16 protein-coding genes and 1 pseudogene are annotated in these 23,702 nt (G+C 51.5%); 12 read left to right on the forward strand and 5 right to left on the reverse strand.

Going from position 1 to position 23,702, the window contains the following annotated elements:
- Positions 1-38: 38 nt before the first annotated feature.
- The 5 genes and pseudogenes from LGT44_RS01520 (at position 39) to LGT44_RS01545 (ending at position 4,149) form a co-directional block, all read left to right on the forward strand.
- The gene (locus tag LGT44_RS01520) at positions 39-899 is read left to right on the forward strand and encodes a radical SAM protein (RefSeq protein ID WP_230330938.1); all 861 of its coding nucleotides are present in this window, start codon (positions 39-41) and stop codon (positions 897-899) included.
- Positions 896-1,981, forward strand: coding sequence for an AAA family ATPase (locus LGT44_RS01525; RefSeq protein WP_230330939.1), 1,086 nt, complete (start codon positions 896-898; stop codon positions 1,979-1,981). The genes LGT44_RS01520 and LGT44_RS01525 overlap by 4 nt, the downstream gene beginning before the upstream one ends.
- Before the next feature lie 84 nt (positions 1,982-2,065).
- Positions 2,066-2,623, forward strand: a pseudogene (locus LGT44_RS20235) (DUF6933 domain-containing protein).
- Positions 2,624-2,686: 63 nt separating this feature from the next.
- A complete protein-coding gene (locus tag LGT44_RS01540) occupies positions 2,687-3,076 on the forward strand; it encodes a DUF3127 domain-containing protein (RefSeq protein WP_145468309.1) in 390 nt (129 codons plus the stop codon).
- A 221-nt stretch (positions 3,077-3,297) separates the two neighbouring features.
- Entirely contained in the window at positions 3,298-4,149 is an 852-nt protein-coding gene (locus tag LGT44_RS01545; protein ID WP_230330942.1) for a glutathione S-transferase N-terminal domain-containing protein, read from the forward strand.
- Between the two features lie 15 nt (positions 4,150-4,164).
- Here LGT44_RS01545 and LGT44_RS01550 read toward each other — a convergent pair whose 3' ends face one another.
- Positions 4,165-4,647, reverse strand: a complete 483-nt coding sequence (locus LGT44_RS01550; protein WP_230330943.1) for an RrF2 family transcriptional regulator — start codon at positions 4,645-4,647, stop codon at positions 4,165-4,167.
- A 144-nt stretch (positions 4,648-4,791) separates the two neighbouring features.
- On the opposite strand from LGT44_RS01550, the gene LGT44_RS01555 reads away from it, so the two are divergent.
- The gene (locus LGT44_RS01555) at positions 4,792-5,751 is read left to right on the forward strand and encodes an NAD(P)/FAD-dependent oxidoreductase (RefSeq protein ID WP_230330944.1); all 960 of its coding nucleotides are present in this window, start codon (positions 4,792-4,794) and stop codon (positions 5,749-5,751) included.
- Positions 5,752-5,807: 56 nt separating this feature from the next.
- Here LGT44_RS01555 and LGT44_RS01560 read toward each other — a convergent pair whose 3' ends face one another.
- Complete coding sequence (locus LGT44_RS01560; protein ID WP_230330945.1) at positions 5,808-7,523, reverse strand: beta-ketoacyl synthase; 1,716 nt, start codon at positions 7,521-7,523, stop codon at positions 5,808-5,810.
- 225 nt (positions 7,524-7,748) lie between these two features.
- On the opposite strand from LGT44_RS01560, the gene LGT44_RS01565 reads away from it, so the two are divergent.
- The 4 genes from LGT44_RS01565 (at position 7,749) to aceF (ending at position 14,614) form a co-directional block, all read left to right on the forward strand.
- On the forward strand, positions 7,749-8,735 hold the full coding sequence (locus tag LGT44_RS01565) for a GlxA family transcriptional regulator (RefSeq protein WP_225692568.1): 987 nt from the start codon (positions 7,749-7,751) through the stop codon (positions 8,733-8,735).
- A 97-nt stretch (positions 8,736-8,832) separates the two neighbouring features.
- Positions 8,833-9,870, forward strand: coding sequence for a hypothetical protein (locus tag LGT44_RS01570; RefSeq protein WP_230330946.1), 1,038 nt, complete (start codon positions 8,833-8,835; stop codon positions 9,868-9,870).
- Between the two features lie 372 nt (positions 9,871-10,242).
- Entirely contained in the window at positions 10,243-12,921 is a 2,679-nt protein-coding gene (gene aceE / locus LGT44_RS01575; protein WP_230330947.1) for a pyruvate dehydrogenase (acetyl-transferring), homodimeric type, read from the forward strand.
- Positions 12,922-12,934: 13 nt separating this feature from the next.
- On the forward strand, positions 12,935-14,614 hold the full coding sequence (gene aceF / locus LGT44_RS01580) for a dihydrolipoyllysine-residue acetyltransferase (protein WP_230330948.1): 1,680 nt from the start codon (positions 12,935-12,937) through the stop codon (positions 14,612-14,614).
- Between the two features lie 122 nt (positions 14,615-14,736).
- Here aceF and LGT44_RS01585 read toward each other — a convergent pair whose 3' ends face one another.
- Both LGT44_RS01585 and LGT44_RS01590 read right to left on the reverse strand, forming a co-directional pair.
- Entirely contained in the window at positions 14,737-15,606 is an 870-nt protein-coding gene (locus LGT44_RS01585; protein WP_230330949.1) for a CPBP family intramembrane glutamic endopeptidase, read from the reverse strand.
- Positions 15,607-15,752: 146 nt separating this feature from the next.
- The gene (locus tag LGT44_RS01590; protein WP_225692572.1) at positions 15,753-16,361 is read right to left on the reverse strand and encodes a MarC family protein; all 609 of its coding nucleotides are present in this window, start codon (positions 16,359-16,361) and stop codon (positions 15,753-15,755) included.
- A 603-nt stretch (positions 16,362-16,964) separates the two neighbouring features.
- Between LGT44_RS01590 and LGT44_RS01595 the strand changes: the two genes are divergently transcribed.
- Positions 16,965-21,881 carry a DUF7151 family protein gene (locus LGT44_RS01595; protein ID WP_230330950.1) on the forward strand — a complete coding sequence of 1,639 codons (4,917 nt, stop codon included), beginning with the start codon at positions 16,965-16,967 and terminating at the stop codon, positions 21,879-21,881.
- A 180-nt stretch (positions 21,882-22,061) separates the two neighbouring features.
- The gene (gene rlmF, locus LGT44_RS20075) at positions 22,062-23,441 is read left to right on the forward strand and encodes a 23S rRNA (adenine(1618)-N(6))-methyltransferase RlmF (protein WP_328296328.1); all 1,380 of its coding nucleotides are present in this window, start codon (positions 22,062-22,064) and stop codon (positions 23,439-23,441) included.
- A 51-nt stretch (positions 23,442-23,492) separates the two neighbouring features.
- Here rlmF and LGT44_RS01605 read toward each other — a convergent pair whose 3' ends face one another.
- The gene (locus tag LGT44_RS01605; RefSeq protein WP_230330951.1) at positions 23,493-23,702 is read right to left on the reverse strand and encodes a tautomerase family protein; all 210 of its coding nucleotides are present in this window, start codon (positions 23,700-23,702) and stop codon (positions 23,493-23,495) included.

Consider the following 23,702-nt stretch of genomic DNA (forward strand, 5'->3'; position numbering starts at 1 on the left):
GTATCAGGAAATAAATTCAAAATGTACAGGGATATGAGATGAAGTCTGGCATAAATAGCCTTGGTAATAACTCATCAGAAAGAGAAAAGAAACCGGCCAAGCCATATTTTGATGAAGCAGGGTATTTGATCAGAGAGTTGGAAATCTCCTTAACAAACGTTTGTAATTTGACTTGCGTAGGATGTGGATTTGCTGTTCCAAATCAGGCATTACCATTCGACAGTCAAGGTGTTCGTCATCATTTGAATTCTTTGGAAATTTTAGGTGCTGCGGGGGTTCGTGTTAAGCGTATTGTACTTGTCGGTGGGGAAGCCGCTTTAGTTGAAGGACTTGCTGAATTCATCCTTCAGCTAAGAAAGATTAATGTATGCGACGAAATTGAGCTTGTTACTAATGGTTTATACCCTAGAGGCATAAATGCGAATGTTCTAAAAGAACTGGATCGCTTTGTCGTCAGTGATTATGTATATGACGATGAGTTCGAGGGACTTTGGCTTCATTATTTAAAATTATCTGGTTTTGAAGGTGAGTGCTATTTTAGGCGCAAAGATTTCTGGGATGATCTTATGGGAGATAGATCAAATGATCCTGTTGTTGTAGAGCAGCACTGGAAAACCTGCTTTTACCGGAGCTATGACGTAACCCTTGAGCGAGGTCGGCTTTTCTCCTGCTCAAGGATTGCAAAGAAGTTGCAGGATCATCAGGGGTTGTTGTTGACTGGTTATCTCAGCGCGGAAGATGTTCGCTCCTACCTGATGTCGGTTAAACCAAAAGAGTCTTGTTATTCGTGTCCGACTGTTGGGGCTTCTTCAAATATACCGGTTGCTGTACAACTGGACTCTGATATTGACAAAATTCTGGTTAAGGCGAAGAAGTATCTGAGGTTGCAAGTATTATGACTCAGGGTAGTATTTTTTATCTTGTTGGTATTCATGGTTCCGGAAAATCCAGGGTATGTGGATATTTAGCAGAGGCAGGCGCCTCGTATGCTCATGTGAAAACGTCGGAGTGCTTGCTAAAATTTATTCAGGCGAATGGTATTCCGGATTATAAGCACTTTAATAGCCTCGACACGTATGACAGAGATATTTTAGTACGTGATTTTCATGGATCTCTGCGGGCATATAAGAGTATGTTTGAAATTTCATTTCTTGATGGGCATATACTTTTTCCTGATTCTCAAGGAGGGTATTTGCATGCTATGCCAGATGCTAATAATGGTGTGGCGAACGGTTTAGTATATGTTCATTGTCTGTCGGGCGTTGTTATTTCAAATATTGGGAGAGATAACGATAGAGAGTCAAGAAAAAGACCGGACTATACCGTTGATGCTCTCCAGGCGTGGGCTGAGAACGAGTTTGTGTCTGCGGAGTCGCATGCTATTAAAAATAATATAGATTTTGGCGTAATTTTTAATGATGGTTACAGCCTTGCGTCGTTTGATGACATCGCGTGGCTCAATAAATACTACATTTCTTCAAGCGCCAGGTTACGCACTCTGTATCTTGAGCAATTCAACTCCAGACTGAAGCCCTCGGAGCTAAGAGCGATGCATTATCGCCTTGGACTTATTATGCGGGAAGGCTTTGAACATAAAACAGGTATCGATGTTTCTGTATGTTCCGGGGTTATCGTTCCAAGGTCTGGCCGGTTTCTTGGGTATGGATTTTTCAGTGGTACTGATGAAGTTTTGATTGAATTCGGAGGAGGTGATTATAACGAGTGTATAGGAAAGACTGTCGTTGTTATTGATTCGGTCGTTGATGCCGGAAGTACTGCTTCGGAAGTTATCAAGGCCTTATTATCTGCCGGAGTAACAAATATTCATTTTGTATGTGCGGCTATAAATATCAAGTCCCTTGATGTTATAAGCAGCTTTCCTGATACCGTATCGTTTCATTGTATTGGATTTTCTAATAAAGAAGTACGTCCTGTAGGTCAGGGAGATATGGGGGCTCGGTTATACGGTACGGCTGGATAACGTTGTTAGCTGCTTTGCCGCCTTGCCTGATACTGTTTTGCTACCCGCGCTTTTCGGCGTGATGCTTTTGTTAAGGCTAATTTAATGATCCGCCTCCACGCCTCAAACAAGCTGTTTGAAAAGCTGCCGCTGAACGAAGACGGTATGCTTTATCTGACTCCTAATACACATTCTCTGTATCAACAAGCAGCGCTTGATAATAATCCGTTAAGCGGCTGGCACGGCCATCTGGTCGATTTTGATGGTTATGACTGTGTGTTTTTTGTTCATGACGAAACACGTTTCTCGTTGTTTCTGCCGGCGTTAACCAAGCCTGATTTTGCTGAGCTGAATGATCTTTTTATCTATGTATTTATGAACACCTTGCTGAAGTGCGGGGCAGATGATCGTCATATGACCACAGCGCAGTAGTGCCTGCGCCCGTTGCAGGTTGATACTCAGTGCAACCGTTCGGTGCAGGGCACCCTTAACCGGGTGAAGTTTGAGGTTGAATGCATGCTGGAGGATGAGTCGGTCGATTTAGCTGACGTCGCAGGCTACAGCGTTGGTGCCTGGCTGTCGGATACGCCGCGTAATATCAAAGGCAAGGGGATGCTCTGGCCGGATCGGGCGATGCTGAAGCTGTTGGAAAGTCTGGATTAAGACAGGTTGTTACCGCTTGCCGGCATCCCTACAATGGGCGTCAAATTGATTAAGGAAGGTAACATGTCCAAAAACTTCGAAGCTCAGGGAATCATCCATTCCATCGACGAAACCCGTTCTTACGGTGCCAATGGTTTTACCAAACGTGAGTTTGTGATCAAGCTGACCGGCGATGGCGAGAAGCCGGAGTACCCTAATTACGTCGCACTGGAGCTTCTGAAAGATAAGTGTGCGCTGATGGATGCTTACCGCGTTGGCGAAGAGGTGGTGGTGCATTTCAATCTGTCCGGTCGTCTGTGGGCCAAGCCGGGTAACCCGGAAAAATGCTTTACCAGCCTGCAGGCATGGCGTATTGAGCGTGCCGGTGCTGAAGGTTCTGCTCCGTCGGCTGGGGCAGATTATGATCAGTTCGCGCAGACCATGCCAAACTACGATGATGATGTGCCGTTCTGAGTATCGGCCTCCCGCTGAATAAACGAATCTGAAAAGGCGCAGCCATTTGGCTGCGCTTTTTTTTAACCTCTTGCTGTTGGCAGTGTATTGCCTGTCAGCCTTCAGTTTTTTGCCAACTACGCCACCGACAGGGGTTTTCCGGCCTTTATTCTCTCCGGTTTGAACCTTACCCCGGTGTACGGGCGTGCGCACAATAGCCGCTTTTCTGCCGGAGTGGTTGTATGGCAAACAGGGCGCTGACGTTATTCACCATTAATATGTCGCATTACAGCGAGAAAATCCGCTGGCTGCTCGACTATGAAGAGATTCCCTATCAGGAAATTGCGCTGACGCCGGCGCTGCATACTGTACCGATGTGGCTGAAAGGGCGGCGCGCGCAGACCACGGTGCCGTTACTGCAAAGCGGTAAAACCTGCATTCAGGACAGCCCACGCATTGTTAACTGGCTGGCCGGGCATCACAGCCCGCTGGACAGTATGCCCAGCGAAAAACAGCAGGAAATACTGGCCATTCAGCAACGTTTTGATGCCATTGGTAAGCCCATTGCGCGTTATTTATATCTGCCGGGTTTTGCCCATGATGCCTTAATCCGCACCATCTGGACGCAGTTTGCAAAACCCTGGGAACGGCGTTTTATTACGCTGGCGTACCCACTGATTAAACCGGCATTCAGAATTAAATTGCGTATTTATCCGCGTGCGGTGACGCAGGCAGAGCAGCTGATTAATGCTGAAATCCGCTGGCTGGAGCAGCGCTTGCAGCAGCTGGAGCAAGGTGAACAGGAAAAAGGGCAGCCCAAAAAAGGGCAAAAGGAAAAGCAGGGAAGGCAGAGCAAGAAATGCCGTTATCTGGTAGGCGATGCATTTTCGTTTGCCGATATTGCCGCAGCGGCCATTCTGGCGCCGCTGGCCTGTCCACGTGAACATCCTATTTACGGTGAAGCAGAATTCCGCGCCAAAATGGCCGGGCCGGCGCAGCAATGGGCTGACAGTCCGGCGCTGCAGTGGGTGCGTGATATCTATGCAGAACACCGCGGTAAGGTCTGGGCAAAATTGCCGGCTAAGGCTGCTTAAGTTTTACTGCTTCTGTCACTCTGGGTTGGCTGCTTTGCCGGCCGTTTTGTCGGTGGCTTTGTCAGTAGCTGCGGGCAAGCGCCCGTCGGGCGAATACCCCACGGCCAGCTGATCCAGTGTCACCCGGCTGAAGCGCTCCAGTACCAGCGCTTCGGCTTCCTGCAATACATCGGTAATCGCGCCGTTTACCGCCTGTTCTATCGGGCAGGCGGTGTGTTCGTCGGTCAGACCGATGGTAAATAACGAGCTTTCTTTCAGTGCGCGGTGAATATCCTGCAGCGTAATGTCGACCAGCGGTGTGGCCAGTTGCCAGCCACCACCGTGGCCTTTGCCCGAGCTTACATAGCCTTCGGCTTTCAGAATCGCCATGGTGCGCCTTACCACCACCGGGTTGGTGTGCAGCATCTGCGCAATCTGGTCCGATGTCAGCGGAGCGGTCTGGTAATGCATATGAACCAGTACGTGCAGCATGCGTGACAGGCGGCTGTCTTTTCTCATGATGTATCCGTGATGTGAGTGGCGATGGCTGATGGCGCATATTCTACGCGGTTTTATCATGACACATTAAAAGTATCATGAGTTGATTTTCTCATCTTAAGTAACTTATATTGTTTCGTGAGTGAATGAGACGGAGGAAATGTCATGACGCACGCAACTCACCCACAAAACAGCCATACCTTTAACATTCAGACCCGTACGCCGGACATCTACGATTGCCTGATCATCGGCGGCAGCTTTGCCGGTTTATCGGCGGCGCTGCAACTGGCCCGCGGCCAGCGTCAGGTGCTGATTCTTGATGCCGGGGAAACACGCAACCGTTTTGCCGAAGCATCCCACGGCTTTTTCACCCTCGATGGTGTCTCTCCGGCCGAGGTACGTCAGCGCGCGCTTGAACCCTTGCTGGCCTACCCAACGGTCAGCCTGCGTCAGACCCGCGTCACGGCGGCACGCAAGAGCGAAGAGGGCTTTGTGCTGCAAAGTGACGATGGCCAGGAGGTAAAAGGGCGAACCTTAATTCTGGCGACGGGTGTGGCCGATCAGCTGCCGGATATTCCGGGTCTGAAAGAGCGCTGGGGTAAAAGCGTAATTCACTGCCCCTACTGCCACGGTTATGAACTGCGTGGTCAGCCGATTGCCGTTCTGGCTGGTTCAGCGCATTCGGCGATGCAGGCCGCGATGTTGCCGGACTGGGGGCCGACTACGTATTTCACGCAGGGCGATTTCGAGCCGGACGATGACCTTCTGCCGGTTCTGATACGGCGTGGCGTCGTCATTGAGCGCACGCCGATCGTTGCTATTGAAGGAGAGGGTGATGCGGTGTCAGCTGTACGTCTGGCCGATGGTCGCCGTATTGCGGTCGGCGCCGTTTATGTGGCGCCGCAAACTCAGATTGCGCAGGCACTGGTTGAGCAATTGGGGCTCGCTACCGAAGAGGCACCCACCGGGCTGATGATCAGCGCCGATGCCATGCGCCAGACCAGCGTGCCGGGTGTGTTTGCCGCCGGTGATACGGCAATGCCAATGCATAATGCCACGCTGGCTTCCGCATCCGGTGTAATGGCCGGAGTAGCGGCGCATCGCTACTTAATTTTTAACCAGTAACGGCGCACGGTTATTTAAATAAAGTTTATACAGCACGATCAAAAACAGAGCAGCCGTCAGAGACTGACGGCCTGCTCCCAGCCTTTAATACGGATTTCGCTGTCGGAAATCTGCAGGTCTTGCGGTTCCAGCACATTTTCACCAAAACAGTAGCGCGGTTTAATCTTCCCGGCGGTCATATTCTGATCGTAATCCTGTGCCTGTTGCTGAATAAATTCATTGCGTGACAGATAGTCTTTCCAGCGCTGCGGACCGTATTTATGTGCCAGTAATTTATGCGTTTGCTGCGGGCTGACAAAAAATCCGGAGGCGTTATTACCGCCAAAACCTTTGGCATTAATAAAGGCTAACGGCATTTTTTCGGCATTAATCGGCTGGTGCTGCAGCAGAATATTCAGCCCCTGCTGGTGCACATCGTCGGCAATTTCGGTGGTCGTGGTAATACCGGGAATCATATGGTTAGCCCAGCTGCCGAGGCTCATCAATAACTGGTCGGCGGAGGCGGCGGCAATGGAGTGGCCGAGGTGTGCTTTAACGGCGGTTACCGGCCAGTTCTGGATATTAAAGGCGCCGGCCAGTTTGCTGAAAATATGCGACTCTGTTGTACGGTTCGCTGGCGTACTGCTGCCGTGGGCCTGAACAAAAGAGCCATGACGCAGGGCATCTTCACCCAGCCAGCGGCGGGCTTCGGCCATGGCTTTGCCCATGGTCAGGTAGTTGCCGACACCGGGGTTGGATATGGATTTTTTATAACCGTCGGCATTTACAAATACATCACCTACCGCGGCATGAATGGTCAGGCCTAATTCCAGTGCTAATTCATCATCACAGAGCACAAAAAACTGCGCAGATTCGGCGATGGTAAAACCACCGTTATGGCCAAACGGGCGGCTTGCCCGGCGGAAATCAGGAGTTTGTCCGGTATTTAAACCGTCTAAGTCGCGTAATTTCTGTTCGGTAATCAACGCCGTCATGGCGCTGTAACCTTCGACAATTTCCGGCGTGAGTGGCGCTTCGCTGTTACCGACAATCACCAGCCGGCGGCGGCCACTCTGAATATCATCCAGTGCGACTTTTAAATTGTATAAAAAGGTAGCGCAGGCACCGACCATACTGCCGGTGGCACCGACATTACCCAGTACATAGGCGTTAATAAAATCGGCGGGCATTTCGCTCAGGCCCAGCGCACATTGTTTGGAACTGGTGCGCTTGCCCAGCAGGGAAGATTGCAGCATGCCACCGTGGCCATTACCGTCGAGCTGACCCATGGCAGAGCCGGCATAAACGGCGATTTCGTCAGGCTGTAAACGCTGGCGGATAGCATCCCAGTTCATACCCAGCTGGCCCAGAGCGTCGGAGGCGGCATAGACCGCCATCTGCAGTCCGCGGGGATGATGGTGTGATGGGTACAGCGCGGCCGGGTCAAAGCCTTTGGGTGTTTGTCCGGCGCTCTGTACCGCCAGGCGCTTATGGCTTAAACGCCAGCAGGGAGTGCCATCGCTGTCGGTAAATGGCTGGTGAAAAGGTACGGCACTGGCATCCCAGTCAATATTGTCCCAGCCGCGTACCAGAGTGCCGTTGATGATCTGTTCACGCCAGACAGCATCGCCGTTCAGTGGCAGGTTCATGCTTTGTGCCAGAGCATTCAGGGTGGCCTGTTGCTGTTGGCTGCCCAGCTCATCCAGAACCAGACGCTTATAGGCGTGGTGTGCCGAACTGCGGCCCGCAGCGTTAATGCCACCAAAGGCGGTAATAACGGCCAGTTTTCTCATGATTGCTCTCCTGATAACGCAGGCCCGGCGGGGTAAAACGTCTGCCGGGCGGACAAATGGGGAATAAGGCCATTGTAGGAGTGCATTCTGCTTAGCTATTAGGATACTCTGGACAAATATGGTGACAAAAAAGACGTTATTGCAGAGCAAAGGGCACAGCAGTGTTGCAGCCTCTGTTAAGTGAATGTTGCCCTTGCTGTTTAAGGAGCCGTTTAAGGAGCCGAAATGATCCGCCATGTCACCCTGCTGGCCATGGGCCAGATGCTCAGTTCCAGTGTTGCTATTCCGCTGGAAATGCTTGAGGCCACACGGGCGCGATTACGTCTGGCGCGCGATCCGCGTGCGGTGTTTCAGGTAGACGTGGTGGCACAGCAATTACAGCCGCTGACCATGCTGGGTGGTTTTCAGATCCGCCCGAGCAAAATTCTGGATGAAGTTGAACACACCGATTTAATTGTGGTGCCGGCACTGTGGCGTAACCCAAAACCGCAACTGGCGCAGCAGGCCGATACCATTGCCTGGCTGGCGCGTCAGTATCGAGCCGGTGCCAGCATTATTGCCATTGGTACCGGCGTTTGTTTGCTGGCAGAGGCCGGACTGCTGGATGGCAAGCCGGCCACCACACACTGGCATTATCTGGATCAGTTCGCGCGCGATTACCCCAAAGTAAAATTGCAGCGCCAGCATCTGCTGACACAGGATGGCCGGCTGTATTGTGCGGCCAGTGTGAATTCCGGTGCCGATTTAATGGTGCATTTTATTGGTCTGCAATATGGCCGTGAGCTGGCGTTGCAGGTAGAGCAGCAGTTCTCGCCGGAAGTACGTAATCCCTTTGAGAAAAAAGTCTTTTACGCCGATCAGGCGCATCAGCACCCCGATGAAGTAATAGCCTTAGCGCAAACCTGGCTGCAGCAAAATGTGCAGAAACCATTGTTGTTAAGTCAGCTGGCGGCTGATGCCGGTTTAAGTGAGCGCCAGTTTGACCGGCGCTTTCGTGCAGTTACCGGTACCACACCGACGCAATATCTGCAGAAATTACGCTGTGACAATGCCCGCGATTTATTGCAGAACTCCAATCTGAGTGTGGCCGATATCGCCGCCGCCGTGGGGTATAACGACGGTGGTTATTTTACCCGGATTTTCCGCCGGCTGGCCGGGCAGACGCCGGCAGAATACCGCAAAAAAGTGCGGGCCAAGTTGTTCAGTAGCTGAAACAGGCTGTTTGGGATAACGACTTTAATAATACGGTCATCCTTTCCATTTCTATTGTAATCTTGAGCCCGTCAGAGAAATTACTTTATGGATAAAAATGTACGGAAACTTATTAAAAATACTGCTGTTTGTTCAGCTGGCGTTAATTATTACTCCTGTGCAGGCAGGTAAAAATAAAGATTATTCAGATCTGACCTATTATTCGCTGAGCAGCAATAATACCTTTCCGGACGCTGCTTATCAGTCGCTCACCGGGTTGGGTGATGATGATCTGGTTGTGGCTATCAGCCTTGATGACACTCCCTATCAAAAGGAGATCAGTTTCAGGGTGGAAGCCGTAGCCGGAAAACTTTATGCGCCGGATATTGTTGTGCTGGATGAACATTTTCGCGTTATTCAGTTAACCAGCTCTTATGTGGATATTGATGCCTGCGATGACGATCTGGATCATTATGTTGTACTCAATAGCGAAGCCCGTTATCTGGTGATAAAACCAGGGCATCGGGGAAACAGAAAAGAATGGGATATTTGTTTCGCGTGGCAGTTGCTGCCTATATTACCTTTGCCAATCTTCTATCCCTCTTCGGTTTATTCCGCATATGAGCCGGAAGGGAAGTCCAGTCTGGAAATAGACAAGGTATGGAATGAACGAACGCGCTTTTTCTGGTCTTCTGAGCTGGAAAGTAATGGTAAGGATTTTTTGCGCAGCAGCGACAATCCGGACTTTAAAACCCCACCCAGCGTGAACTTTCATCTCGGCGCTGATGTGCCTTTAAATCCTACGTCCTTTCTCCGCGCCACCCTGGGCGCGCGCTTTACCACGGTCAACGATCAGCAGCAAAAAGGTCAGATGCTGTATCTCGGCGCCGGTTACCGGCCAACACAAAACTGGAATATCAGTGCCGGACTGCGGGCGGAGTTTAAGCGCAGCCAGATTGCTCCCTGGATTGATTATCAGGGCAATGCAGCGGTGAAGTATGACACCAGCTATGGCTTGCGCCTGGGAGCGGGTTATCACCTCGGCCGTTCCTGGAGCTCTGAATTGTCAGCAACCTTGCTGGAGCTGGAAACCCAGTCGGGCGTGTCGGTGTCTGGTAGCAGTTTGTCGCTGGCGCTCGTTTATCACTTCAATTAACCGCTATCAGCGGGACGCCCGGGCAGTGTTACTGGTCGGGCGTCGCTCTCCGTTTTTGCGCCTCCTGAATTCCTCTCTACGACCTTGGTGGTAAAAATTGGTCATTCTGTAAAAAAACTACAGGAATCCATTGTCAACGCCGTTTGTTCAGTGCAGACTGGGTTTTGTCAAGGATTTATGGGCTTTTATTCTGTAAAAGTACTACGAAATGGCCTTGGTAAAACTACCTAAAGGGTCTTATCTATGATCATTTTTGAAGAAAAGGATAATAGGTAAGACCAATTTAGATGGGGTTGCAGCTCATAAGGCTGTAACGGACTCAGTGCCGGACTTATCGGTTGCGGCACGTACAATCAGGAGACCGGAGTTCAGATGACACACGATGTCGATGTTTACGAAACCCAGGAATGGCTGGATTCACTGCATGCCACCATTCGTCACGCTGGCCCTGAGCGGGCTGCCTTCTTACTGAAAAAACTCTTCGACCATGCCATGGCCAAAGGCGTTGCTTTGCCGCCCGCCATTACCACGCCATACCGCAATACCATTGCCCCGGAAAAAGAAAAGCGCATGCCCGGCGATTTATTTATGGAACGCCGTATACGCTCGTTAATCCGCTGGAACGCGTTGGCGATGGTGATGCGCGCCAACGATAACGACGAAGGCCTGGGTGGTCATATTGCTTCGTTCTCGTCGGCCGCGACCTTATATGACGTTGCTTTTAATTATTTTTTCCGTGGCAACGATGATGGTCACCTGGGTGACCTGATTTATTTTCAGGGCCATTCGGCACCGGGTATTTATGCGCGCTCTTATCTGGAAGGGCGCTTTGACGAGCAACAGCTCGACAGTTTCCGCCGCGAAGTCGATGGCAATGGTCTGTCGTCTTATCCGCACCCATGGCTGATGCCCGATTACTGGCAGTTCCCGACGGTATCCATGGGGCTGGGGCCAATTCAGGCAATTTATCAGGCGCACGTGATGCGTTATTTATCCGCCCGTGATCTGGTTGCCCGTGGCGACCGTAAAGTCTGGGCCTTTCTGGGTGACGGTGAATGTGACGAGCCGGAAACTCTCGGCGCTATTTCTTTGGCCGGGCGCGAGCAGCTGGAAAACCTGATTTTTGTCGTTAACTGCAACCTGCAGCGTCTGGATGGACCTGTTCGTGGTAACGGCAAAATCATGCAGGAACTTGAAGGCGTATTCCGTGGCGCCGGCTGGAATGTGATTAAAGTGGTGTGGGGACGGCACTGGGATATTCTGCTGGAAAAAGATAAATCCGGCATGTTGCAGAAACGCATGGACGAAGTCTGTGACGGTGATCTGCAGAACTACAAAGCCAATGGTCCGGCCTATACCCGTGAACATTTCTTTGGCGCTTATCCGGAATTAAAAGAACTGGCTGACGAACTGACCGATGACGATATCCGCAAACTGAACCGCGGTGGTCATGATCCGTTTAAAGTCTATGCCGCCTATGCGGAAGCCGTTGCCCATAAAGGCCAGCCAACTGTGGTGCTGGCGCAGACAGTAAAAGGCTATGGTCTGGGTGATGCCGGCGAATCGGCCAATATTACTCACTCGGTGAAAAAACTCGATAAAGAAGCGCTGAAGCAATTCCGTGACCGCTTTGCCATTCCGCTGACCGATGACCAGCTGGATGACGTGCCGTATTACCGTCCGGCGCCGGACAGTCCGGAAATGAAATACATGCGCGAACGCCGCGAGCAGCTGCATGGTTTTGTACCGTCACGCCGTCCGGATTTTGAGCCTTTAAATGTCCCGGCACTGGAAGCCTTCCAGAGCCAGCTCAGCGGTAGTGGCGAACGTGAATTATCGTCGACCATGAGTTTTGTGCGGGTGTTATCGCAACTGGTTAAAGATAAAAACATTGGTCAGCGGGTCGTGCCTATTGTGCCGGATGAAGCCCGTACCTTTGGTATGGAAGGTATGTTCCGCCAGTTGGGTATTTATTCCTCTGCCGGGCAGAAATATACCCCGCATGATTCCAATCAGATCATGTATTACAAGGAAGATAAGAAAGGCCAGATACTGGAAGAAGGCATCAACGAAGCCGGTGCGATGTCGGCCTGGATTGCGGCGGCGACGGCGTACAGTAACAGCCATTGCCCGATGATTCCGTTCTATGTGTTTTATTCGATGTTTGGTTTCCAGCGTATCGGCGACCTAGCCTGGGCGGCTGGTGATATTCAGGCGCGCGGCTTTTTAATCGGCGCGACCTCCGGCCGTACCACGTTAAACGGTGAGGGGTTGCAGCATCAGGATGGCCACAGTCATTTAATGGCACACACCATTCCTAACTGTAAATCCTACGACCCGACCTATGGTTTTGAGCTGGCGGTCATTATTCAGGATGGTTTAAAGCGCATGTACGGGCAGCAGGAGAACTGCTTCTATTACATCACCACCATGAATGAAAACTACGCCCATCCGGATATGCCACAGGGTGCCGAAGAAGGCATTATCAAAGGTATTTATCTGCTGAAAGGTGGTAAGAAATCCAAGGCGACCGAACCCCGGGTACAGCTGATGGGTGCTGGTTCTATTTTGCGTGAAGTGGAAGCTGCGGCGGATATTCTGCGCAACGATTACGGCGTTGAGTCGGATATCTGGAGCGTAACCTCGGTGAACGAACTGGCGCGTGATGGTCAGCGCTGTCAGCGTGAAAATCTGCTTAAACCGGATGCTGAAGCGCAGGTGCCGTATCTCACTCAGGTACTGGCCGATAAAAAAGGCCCGGCGGTGCTTGCGACCGATTATATCAAGTCGTATGGCGAGCAGTTGCGTGCCTTTATTCCGCAAAACTGTGGTGGTGCCGCAGGGTTTAAGGTGCTGGGAACCGATGGTTTTGGCCGCAGTGATACACGTAAAAAGTTACGTCATTTCTTTGAAGTCAGCCGTGAATTTATCGTACTGGCCGCACTCAGCAGCCTGGCCGAAGAAGGTAAGCACTTCACTAAAGATGATCTGTTGAAAGCGCGCAAAGCCTTAGGCATTGCGGCAGACAAAAACGACCCGACCCTGTGCTGAGAAGGAGGCCATCATGAGTAAACTGACTGTGACTGTGCCCGATATCGGTGGTGCAGAGAATGTGGAAATTATTGAAATTAATGTCGCGGTGGGCGACAGCGTAAACGCCGATCAGGATTTACTGGTACTGGAAACCGATAAAGCAACGATGGAAATTCCGTGCCCGCAGGCCGGTAAAGTTCAGGCGTTGCTGGTTAAGGTTGGCGATAAAGTCTCTGAAGGCTCGGCCATTCTGGAGCTGGAATCAGCAGATTCTGCTGACACTGAGCAGAACAATGCAGAGCAGATCAGTGCAGAACCAGCGGCCGCTGCGCAAGAGCCTGCTCCGGCGGCTCCTGCGGCAGAAATAAACGCCGGTTCAGCAGCAGATAGTGTGGAAAGTCTGATTGATCTGGTGGTGCCTGATCTGGGCGGTGCCAGTGAAGTCACCGTGATTGAACTCTGTGCGCGGCCTGGCGACACCCTCAGTGCTGACGATTCGCTGATCGTACTGGAAAGCGATAAAGCCAGTATGGATATACCGGCACCACAGGGCGGCACATTAAAGGAATTGCTGATTAATATTGGCGACAAAGTGAAAGAGGGCCAGGTGTATGGCAGGCTGCTGACACAGGAACAGCCGGGCTCTGCAGCATCAGCTCAACAGACATCGGCTCAGCCAGCGTTAAATAAAGCGGTGGAAAATGCACCAGCGCCAACAGCAGCTGCTGTTTCTGCGGTGCCTGTAGCTGCCGCACCTGTCGTGTCTGAAACGACAAACAGCGCGGAAAAAACCGATATTCATAATGTCTACGCCGGTCCGTCTTCCCGTCGTCTGGCGCGACAACTGGGTGTCGATTTAACCAAAGTAAAAGGCACGGGAGACCGTAGCCGTATTACCAAGGACGATATCCGTGACTACGTTAAAGCGCTGGTAAAACAGGCTGAAAGTGGCGTTGCTGCGGTGACTTCTGGCGCTGGTATTCCTGCGGTTCCGGCGGTTGATTTTGCACAGTTCGGTGAGATTGAACTGCAACTGATGAGCAAAATTAAAAAGGTCACGGCGGCTAATATGAGTCGTAACTGGCTGAATGTGCCGCACGTTACGCAGTTTGATGAGGCGGATATTACCGATCTGGATGCTTTCCGTGCTTCGATGAAAGCGGAAGCGGAAAAACAGGGCGTTAAACTGACTCCGCTGCCGTTTTTAATTAAGGCAGCGGCCAGTGCCCTGACGCTGGAGCCCAGCTTTAATGTGTCGCTGCATCATGATGGCGAACATATGGTGCAGAAACACTATGTGCATATCGGTATCGCCTGCGATACGCCGAATGGACTGATGGTGCCGGTGCTGCGTGATGCCGATAAAAAAGGCATTTACCAGATCGCCCGTGAAGCCAGCGAGCTGATTGAAAAGGCCCGTAACGGTAAGCTCAAACCTAACGAAATGCAGGGGGGCTGCTTTACCATTTCCAGCCTGGGTGCGATGGGCGGTACCGGCTTTACGCCAATTGTGAATGCACCGGAAGTGGCGATTATGGGCGTGTCTAAGGCGCAGATAAAACCACAGTGGAACGGCAAAGAATTTGTGCCGCGTAATATGCTGCCGCTGGCGGTCTCTTACGATCACCGGGCGATTAACGGTGCTGACTGTGGCCGCTTCTTCACCACGCTGGTGGCGTTGTTGTCGGATGTGCGTCGTCTGATTTTATAACCAGGCGTGTTATCGCGGGCATGGCCCGCTCCTACGAAAAATCGGCGTCTCTTGAAAGGAGCATATTTGGGTAGGAGCGGGCCATGCCCGCGAATACCTTTAGTCTTAAGGATATATTCCTCTCAGCGCAGCCACTGCTCAGGCAGGCCTTTGGTCTGAATCATCGCGGCAAAATCCATGGCCAGTGCAATCATTACATGTACCGCAACACCACCCCAGATTGAGCGTGACTTTAACGCCAGAATGCCAAGAAAAAAGCCGAATAAAATTGCGCCGGTCGACTCCAGCCACAGCTTCGGAAAATGCAGCATCAGATAGGGCAGGCACATCACCGCGACCGATAAACTGCCAAGCTGTGGCCGCAGGCCGTTCACCAGAAAACCGCGGAAGAAAAATTCAACGGCAATAAACTGGGTGATGTAAATACACTCCCAGAGCAACAGATCAAGCCAGCTTTTATGGGCCAGATTATAAAAGGGGTAGTGGTTGGCGAAGTCGTCGCGGAAGCTGGCCATAATGGCAAAAAACACAATCGGTGTAGCCAGCAGGCAATAACCTAACCAGTGCTTATGCACCTCGCCCCATTGCCAGCCATAATCACGGACGGATTGCTTCAGCACGTATCGGATGGTGAGCATCGGGATAATAATAAAGGTCAGCAAGTGCCAGCCTCCCCACCAGACATAGCCCAGTAATTCGCGGTACTGGCTGCGCTGATAGCTGATCAGCCACTGGTGGTTGTTGATGGCAAACAGGTTTTCCAGTAGCGGGATTGCAGTACGCAGATTGCTCGAGTATTTCAGGTAATGCAGCATCAGTAAGCAAACGCAGGCAACGGAAATCACAACCCAGGCGCGGTTTTTTAAGGTTGCCGGGCTGACATTCTGCCGCTCCTGCTCGGCCTGCTCATCAATAGCGCTGACGTGGGACCAGATCTGTTTCGGGTGCAGCCAGTACAGCGGGTTATGCAGGGGTCTGGATTGAGACGACATAAACATCCTGTTTGTTAATTCAAAGCGCCCGGCGACGCCTGGTCAATGCAGGTGCCGCCGGCGCTTGGTTAATGCAGGTGCCGCTGGCACTTGGTTAATGCAGAAGCCGGCAGCATTTTATAAATGCCTATGCTGCCAGCGCCATGTTAAAGCAAAAAGTAGGTCTTGATGCCGGACAGAATATTATTCACCGCCACCGATGCCAGAATCAGCCCCATCACCCGGCTGATAATACTGGCGCCACCATCACCGATAAGCCGGTGAACCCGGCTGGCCAGCAGGAGCAGGACAAAAACCACCCCCAGAACCGACAGCATAACCAGCGTGGTCTGGGATTGTTCGAGCAGGCTGTAACGGTTGTTCTCGGTCATCAGTACCGCACCAAGCATGGCGCCGGGGCTTGCAATGGACGGCACTGCCAGCGGAAAAATAGCGGTTTCTCTGCCGTCGCGGGCGATGCGTTTTTCTTCAGCCGGTTTGCCTTCGCCAAAGATCATAGTCAGGGCAAACAGGAACAGCACGATACCGCCGGCAATCTGAAACGCCGACAGCGGAATATTGATGGCGGTCAGAATGATTTCGCCGGCCACCACAAAAAACAGCAGAATTGCGCCGGAGAATAACGTCGCCTGCAGGGCAATTTTTCGCCGTGTCGCTTCGTTATGCAGAGCGGTGACCGCAATAAACACCGGAATGGTACCGATGGGGTCGATTACAGCAAAAAAGAAGATAAAAGTGGCGATCAGTTCGCTCATAAGGCACCTAATGTTATGGATATCCAGACTATAAAGAAGTTTGATTGTTTGGGCAGTCTTTCTGACATTACGGCTTATCTGGTTTTGTAAGGTCTGTCGTCTGACTTTGAGTTTAGGGTGATCGCTGTCTTCAGATAAATTTTGTGACGGTCAAGGTTATTTCCGACGTTTTCTATTGCGCTAAGGGTTACTTTGAGCTGCCCTTTTGTTAAAGGGCAATAATGATGTGAAATTTTATGCTGCGAGGTATTAACGTAAAATGATTGGCCTATTGGGAATGTTTGTTTGGGTGACGATGAGCTGGATGGCGATCTACGAAGTAAAATAGCGAGTTTTTATCGTACGTGACTCATTGAGTCAGTATACGGATTGGTTGTGAACGCTCATTGACACTGATAAAAAACTTTTTTAATCTCACGCGAAAATACATAGTCAGGGATGAACGTTATGAGAATGTGTCGTATTTTGACACTGTCCTTTGCTGCTTTTATTTCCGCATGTGGCGGTAGTACTGGTGGTCAGTCAGAGTCTAATGGAGGCAGTCAAAATACAGATTCCAATCCTGATATTCCGGTCAAAAATTTCGACTCCGTGGTCGAAGCAATGTCAGCTTCGCTAATAGCCTGTCCGGATGGAGGGGTTAAAATTCATCTTGGTATCGACACCAACGGTAACGGCCGTCTGGATAACGTCGAGATCGACGACAGTAGAACACTGGTACTCTGTCATGGTGCTGCAAACCGGACGTTGTTTTTCGTTAATGATGCCCCGGAATCTAGCTGTCCAGCAGGCGGTAAGCAGCTATCCATTGGTTGGGACGATGATGCCGATGGGGTTTTGTCCGTCGCAGAGGTAGATGAATCCCACGTTCTTTGTAACGGCAATGCCGAATATCTGCCATCCGCACTGATTAATACGGGGGGCGAACCCGCTGGTGACAATTGCCCGGCTGGTGGAGTGAAGATTGAAACAGGCACAGATGATAACAAAGACGGTCTGCTGGGCGACGATGAAATCAGCAGCTCTGCCTATGTCTGTAATGGTGAAGCTGGTGGGTCTTTCAGTGTTGCTAACGTGCGTCTGGCAACCTCGTTTGCCGCCGGCGATGCTTCCTGCTCCGGACAATTTCAGGTTTTTGAACTCTTTAATGACGTAAACGGCAATACACTGCTGGACGATGGTGAGCGCTTGTCTTCCGACAAAGTGTGTCTGCAGTCTGTGCAGGTGGTGAGTTTATCCGATGCATCCGAGACGGTTTGCCCTGCAGGCGGAAAAACCATTTCAACGGGTAACGATGCCAATGCCGATGGCATTTTGCAGGCAGGTGAGGTGTTACAGTCCGAGAGTCTCTGCAATGGTATTTCGCGGGAAATTACCTTGCCAGTTCCGAGACTTTTGCTCTCTGTTGAACCGGCTGGTGAGAATTGTGCAGCTGGTGGCCTGAGGGTAGAAGCGGGCGACGATCTCAATACCAATGGACTGCTGGACAGCACTGAGGTGACGGCCACTCATTACATTTGTAATGGCATAAATGGTGCGGATGGTAATGCCGCATTTGACCGTTTGCTGATACGAACTTTGCCGGTTCAGGGCGAGAACAATTGTGTTGGCGGTGGTACCAAAATCATGGTCGGCCTTGATGCCGATGCAGACCAGTATCTGGATGATGAAGAAGTAACCAGTGTCAGTTACAACTGTGAAGCCGACCAGATTCCGAACATTCACCTGACAAGCATCTCTGATGCTTCTATCGGAGAATGGTGGCAGGCTACACTTCAGTTCTGGGATGAGGTGCCTGAGAACCTTAAGGTTGAGCTAAAAGATCAACCTGACTGGATCGAAATAACTGGTCGGACTGATGGTCAGCTTCAGTTAGGAGGCCGACCAGAAAGTTCTGGCACTTTTTCGTTTTCAGTCGTTATTAATGATGGGGTTAATACGGCTGAAATCAATTTGTCTGTAACGGTTTCGTCCGCAGTCATCGTGCGGGTCGAAGGTAGTCTGGTTGAAGGCGAAAGCGGTAGTTTTGATTTTGTGCTGTCTGCACCACTGGCTGAGCCGTTGGAAATTGAATATAACCTCTCCAACAGCGGTGACTATTACTACTACGACTATCGCCGCTACGCGGTATTAATCCCAGCCGGAGAAACCCGTAAGGCCGTTTCAGTTGCGATACCGGACGACGACCGTTTCGTTCTTAATCCGTCACTGCGGGTACGCATCACAGAGTTCAATACCGATTCTGAAGAGGTTATTGTTCAGGCCTCGGAACATGGTGTGGCCATTCAGGAAAACGATACGCTGCAACTGTTTTCCGGTGTTTCCATCAATGAAGATTATCCATGCAGGGAATACGTTAACAGCAATTATTGGGGCTACAGCTTAGAGCCTTGCGATCCGGCCAGCGTGGAAGTTCTGGATGCGCCGTCGTGGTTGACGGTATTGCAGAGCTGGGATGGTTTAACTATCACCGGGCAGGTCCCTGTTGAGGCTGTTGGCAGTTCTGGCACCATTAGTATGCGTCTGACATTTTCTGATAAGAGTGAGCGTCAGATCACCGTTGATTGGCTGGTGAGTGACAATGACTCCGATGGTGATGGTGCGCCTGATTCAATAGATGCCTTTCCTCAGAACTTTCTGTACAAACTGGATACCGATGGCGACGGCATCGCCGATGAATGGGAGCTACGACTGCTGGGGGATCTGACATCCGCAACGGCAACGTCCGATTACGACAACGACGGTATCTCCGATCTGCAGGCATTTAAGACTGGCAGCCCACTGAATCATCTGCGTTTTGATTTTGAAAACGGCAGTCTGCCAGATGGCTGGACTAACACAGCGAATGTTTTGTGGAGCGTCAGCAATACTCGCGCATATTCTGGCCAACATTCTTTGATGGCGGGAGGTGCTGGAGACTATTCAAATGGCTATCCGCAGCTGTCGTTTGTTCTGGATCTGGATGGAAGTGATATTGCCAGCCGGATTTATTTTGAAGGTGTAGAACAGCCCCAGCAGTTGCTGCGCGTAACGTTCGAATTGCAGCCGATAGACGGCTTTGGCACTTACCACTATATCGAGTTACCGAATCCGACCAATTTTGACGGTAATTCCAGCATCAGTGGCTATGACCAATGGCTGGTGGCTGTTGCGCACGTTGCCGCTGGCCGCTATCAGGCAACCTTGTCGGTAACGCCTTTTTATTGCTGCAGTTCAGAGCCTGTTGTTCCGGGTAAAGTCTATCTCGATTTTATTCACGGTATTCATGGTCCAACGCCGGGCGACGCCGATAACGACGGTATTCCGAATTATCTGGATGATTATGTCACCGTACCCGTGCCGAGCGAAAACGACCGTGATGGTGATGGCATCTCGGATGCGATGGATGCCTTTCCGGACGATGCACGTTATAGCCAGGACAATGACGCCGATGGTCTGCCCGATGAATGGGAATACCAATATTTCGGTTGGTTAGAGGCTAATGATGGCTCAGCCGATACCGACGGCGACGGGGTGTTGGATGCCGACGAGTTTGTGGCGGGTACAGAACCGCTGGACGACCGCGACGGCGATGGCGTGCACGATGGCATAGACGCTTTTCCGGACGATGCCGGATATAGCCAAGACAAAGATCATGATGGTCTGGCAGATGAATGGGAAGTACAGTATTTCGGTAATTACTGGAATGCATACCCGAATTATGATTCAGATGGCGATGGAGAACTTAACATCGCTGAGTTTTTGGCTGGTACTAACCCGATTGTTGCCAATCTGAAAACCGTTCTCGACCTGGTGCAGGTCGGCAACAGCCAGACCGTGGTGCTGGACCCGCTTGCTAACGATATGAGCGGCAGCAGCATTCAATTGATCAGTATTGATTCGCCCGACGTCGGTACTCTGGAGCAGGTCGATGGCGAATACGTTTATACCGCGCCAGCGGATTACATCGGCTGGCTGAGCATCGGCTATACGGCGCAGGATGAGTACAGTCCGGCAGAAGGCCAGATTCTGATCCGCATCCGCAATACGCAATTACCAGTCTTGGTGAAAATAGAAGGCAGTGAGAGCGGAAATTATAGTGGCGCTCTGTTTGACGATGGCGCGCTCTATCTCTGGGGTAATAACAGTAATGGGCAACTAGGCACTGGTGATACAGTTGTTAGTAATGTTCCTGTGCTGGCAATGACGGACGTAAAAGATTTTGCCCTGGCTTCTGCTTACTACAATCGCTCTGTTGCACTGCGTACCGATGGTTCGGTATGGGTCTGGGGCTTGAACTCGGGGAGTGGTCAGCTGTCGCCTGCGCAGTTGAGCGTGCCGGAAAGTACAGTATTTACCCAACTTGTACAGGCGGGGTCTTCACTATGGCTTCTTGCGGACGATGGCAGCGTTTGGCGTAGTGATCTTTACAGCTTGTCATCGATTGACCCCGATAACTCCATCGCCAACGTCCGCCAGTTAGCCGGAGGGTCCGGTCATGCGCTGGCTCTGTTGGAAGATGGCTCTGTAATGGCCAGTGGTGACAATGGCTATGGTCAGCTGGGCATCGGTAACTTCAGCTCTTCTGCCACCGGTTGGCAAAGCGTCAGCAAAATCAGTGGTATTCGCCAGATAGCGGCGGGTGGAGGCCATAGTTTTGCCATTGACGATCAAGGCGATTTGTATGGCTGGGGACGCAATGAGTACAGCGGGTCGCTGGGCGACGGCACCACAGTCAACCGCAATGTGCCGGTGTGGATTGCCTCAGACGTCACAGCGGTTGCAGCTGGATATGACCTCTCCATCTGGCTGAAGAATAACGGTGAGCTGTACGGGGCGGGCAATGGCGATGCATTGGGAGCATGCAGTTCCTATGGGGCGTCCACTGGCTGCCTGATCGCTGACTCGGTCGATCTGATCGGAGCAGGCAGCAACTCCAGCTTTATTCAGCGTAAGGGTATTACCTACGCCATGGGGAACAACTATTCCGGTGAGCTCGGTGTAGGTTCCAATACCAACGTTAACCGTCCGATGCCGGTGGCCTGGATGCAGGAAGCCTATTTGTCAGAGCTGGGCATGGAAGGATTTGAGCAGGGGCAGCTGCCGCCGAACTGGCGTAATGGTGGCCAAATCTGGCAGGTCAGCGACGATGAGGCCTATGCCGGCAGCTATGCAGTGAAAATCGGCTCTACCGTAGCCGATAACAGCAGCGCCAGCCTGGGGATGTCATTGGTGACCGGTTCCGGCAGCGTTCGCTTCCGGGTGAAAACCAGCACTGAGAAGGATTACGACCGGTTGATCTTTATGATCGATGGTGTCGAAATGGCAAGCTACTCAGGTGAAACGGGCTGGTTGGCATCCGGTGACTTTATAGTAACAGCGGGTGAACATACTTTTGAGTGGCGCTACACGAAAGACGGCGGCACTGTGGTTGGGCAGGATGCGGTATGGCTGGATAATATCGAAATCCCGGTTGATACCGACAGTGACGGCATTTTGGATGCAGACGATCCGGATCCCAATCGGGTGACGCTAAACTGATTGTTAAAAGCCCTGAGATTTCAGGGCTTTTTTGTTTGTTGAATTGATAAATGTAGAAATTCGTTGAAGCTTCTTTGCGGTTTCGTCCGCTCTTGTTAGTAAAGACGATCGTTCGCAGAGTAAATGCTGTGAGCATGCTAATATGCACGGCTATCTGTTGTTATTTCTGTGATGATTCCTGTGACCAAACCTGTTGATTCTGCTGCATCTGACTCTGCGCCGAAAAAAGTATCCGGCGCTTCTCTTTATGGTACGGGCAAAGCCCGCCCGGATGCATCCTCCGCTGATGGAACGGGGAAAACCCGCCCGGATGCCTCCACCGCTGATGGAACGGGCAAAACCCGCCCGGGCACATCCTCAGCACCAAAGCGTGAACGCGATGATCGTCCCGCCACGAGCCGTGCACGCACGGACGATAAGCCGGAGGGAGGGAGGCAGGCGCGTGATCAGGGCCGCAAAGCGGAAAAAGCGCCCTATAAAGGCCGTAATGCTGAATCCGGTGCGTCCGCTTCTGACAGATCCGGCAGTCGTAAGCCTTCTTCTGGTAAATTATTTTCCGGCAAGCCTTCCTCAGGAAAAGACGCCGCAGCTAAGGCGCCCTATGGTCAGAAGAGCAAAAAACCGCCTGCCCGCCGCGATGATGAAAAAACAACCTCAGCGCTCTATGGCGAAGTAAAGCCCGAGGGGCTGCATCCGCGTAATGTGCATCAGGGCCGTTACGATATGGCAGCGCTGGTGGTGGCAGTGCCGGAGCTTGAATATTTTCTGCAGGCGAATCCGCGCGGTGAACAGACCATCGACTTCAGCGATAACAATGCCGTTGTCTGTCTGAATAAAGCCTTGCTGAAACACCATTATGGCGTGCAGCAGTGGAGTATTCCGGCCGGGTTTTTATGCCCGCCGATTCCGGGGCGCGCCGATTATATTCACTATCTGGCGGATTTGTTGACGGAGTCGGCTAAACCTTCCGTTAATGCAACACCACGGGTGTTGGATATTGGCACCGGTGCGAATCTGATTTATCCGATTATTGGCAGCAGCGCCTATGGCTGGCAATTTACCGCGACTGATGTGGATGCCACGGCCATCCGCAATGCCCATGCGATTATTTCCGCTAATCCGGCGCTGCAGAGTATTAATATTCTGATGCAGCGAAACAGTGAGAAATTATTTGGCGGCATGATCCGCCCAGATGATTATTTTGATTTAACCCTGTGCAATCCGCCGTTTTTTGCCTCGCAAAAAGAAGCCGAAGCGCAGGCGCGGCGTAAGTGGCGTAATTTAAAAGGTGATAAAGCCTCCGTTAAGCGCAATTTCGGCGGACAGGGGAATGAACTCTGGTGCGAAGGCGGGGAGCTGGCGTTTATTAAGCGCATGATCCACGAAAGTGTGGAGTTTTCAGCTCAGGTTGGCTGGTTCAGCAGCCTGGTATCAGCGCATGATCATCTTCCGGCACTGAAGCAGTTGCTGCGTAAACTGGGCGCGACGGATATTAAAACCGTGCCGATGGCGCAGGGGCAGAAGGTCAGCCGCTTTATTGCCTGGACGTTTCAGGCATAAATTCTGTGCTGCAACAGCGGCTGGTAAATAATCATTTACCAGCCGCTGCGTTCACTGTTGAGACTGCGCTTTTCTGATCTCCGTTACCTGATCAAAACCAATCCCCCAGTTATCTGTCGGGACTTCATCAATCACCACAAAGGTGACCTGTGGCGGCTTGTTCAGTACATCGACCATCAGTTGTGTGGCACCGCGTATCAGTGCCTGTTTCTGCTCGTTACTGACGTTCTCGTCGGTAATCCGGATATTAATGTAAGGCAT

Origin of the sequence: Thalassolituus alkanivorans (assembly GCF_020447205.1) — a bacterium.
In the GTDB taxonomy this organism is placed as follows: domain Bacteria; phylum Pseudomonadota; class Gammaproteobacteria; order Pseudomonadales; family Oceanobacteraceae; genus Venatoribacter; species Venatoribacter alkanivorans.

Excerpts from the sequence above, each read along its gene's own strand:
- LGT44_RS01520 (WP_230330938.1), top strand. The coding sequence starts at position 39 with ATGAAGTCTGGCATAAATAGCCTTGGTAATAACTCATCAGAAAGAGAA.
- LGT44_RS01525 (WP_230330939.1), top strand. The coding sequence starts at position 896 with ATGACTCAGGGTAGTATTTTTTATCTTGTTGGTATTCATGGTTCCGGA.
- LGT44_RS01540 (WP_145468309.1), top strand. The coding sequence starts at position 2,687 with ATGTCCAAAAACTTCGAAGCTCAGGGAATCATCCATTCCATCGACGAA.
- LGT44_RS01545 (WP_230330942.1), top strand. The coding sequence starts at position 3,298 with ATGGCAAACAGGGCGCTGACGTTATTCACCATTAATATGTCGCATTAC.
- LGT44_RS01550 (WP_230330943.1), bottom strand. The coding sequence starts at position 4,647 with ATGAGAAAAGACAGCCGCCTGTCACGCATGCTGCACGTACTGGTTCAT.
- LGT44_RS01555 (WP_230330944.1), top strand. The coding sequence starts at position 4,792 with ATGACGCACGCAACTCACCCACAAAACAGCCATACCTTTAACATTCAG.
- LGT44_RS01560 (WP_230330945.1), bottom strand. The coding sequence starts at position 7,523 with ATGAGAAAACTGGCCGTTATTACCGCCTTTGGTGGCATTAACGCTGCG.
- LGT44_RS01565 (WP_225692568.1), top strand. The coding sequence starts at position 7,749 with ATGATCCGCCATGTCACCCTGCTGGCCATGGGCCAGATGCTCAGTTCC.
- LGT44_RS01570 (WP_230330946.1), top strand. The coding sequence starts at position 8,833 with ATGTACGGAAACTTATTAAAAATACTGCTGTTTGTTCAGCTGGCGTTA.
- aceE (WP_230330947.1), top strand. The coding sequence starts at position 10,243 with ATGACACACGATGTCGATGTTTACGAAACCCAGGAATGGCTGGATTCA.
- aceF (WP_230330948.1), top strand. The coding sequence starts at position 12,935 with ATGAGTAAACTGACTGTGACTGTGCCCGATATCGGTGGTGCAGAGAAT.
- LGT44_RS01585 (WP_230330949.1), bottom strand. The coding sequence starts at position 15,606 with ATGTCGTCTCAATCCAGACCCCTGCATAACCCGCTGTACTGGCTGCAC.
- LGT44_RS01590 (WP_225692572.1), bottom strand. The coding sequence starts at position 16,361 with ATGAGCGAACTGATCGCCACTTTTATCTTCTTTTTTGCTGTAATCGAC.
- LGT44_RS01595 (WP_230330950.1), top strand. The coding sequence starts at position 16,965 with ATGTCAGCTTCGCTAATAGCCTGTCCGGATGGAGGGGTTAAAATTCAT.
- LGT44_RS01605 (WP_230330951.1), bottom strand. The coding sequence starts at position 23,702 with ATGCCTTACATTAATATCCGGATTACCGACGAGAACGTCAGTAACGAG.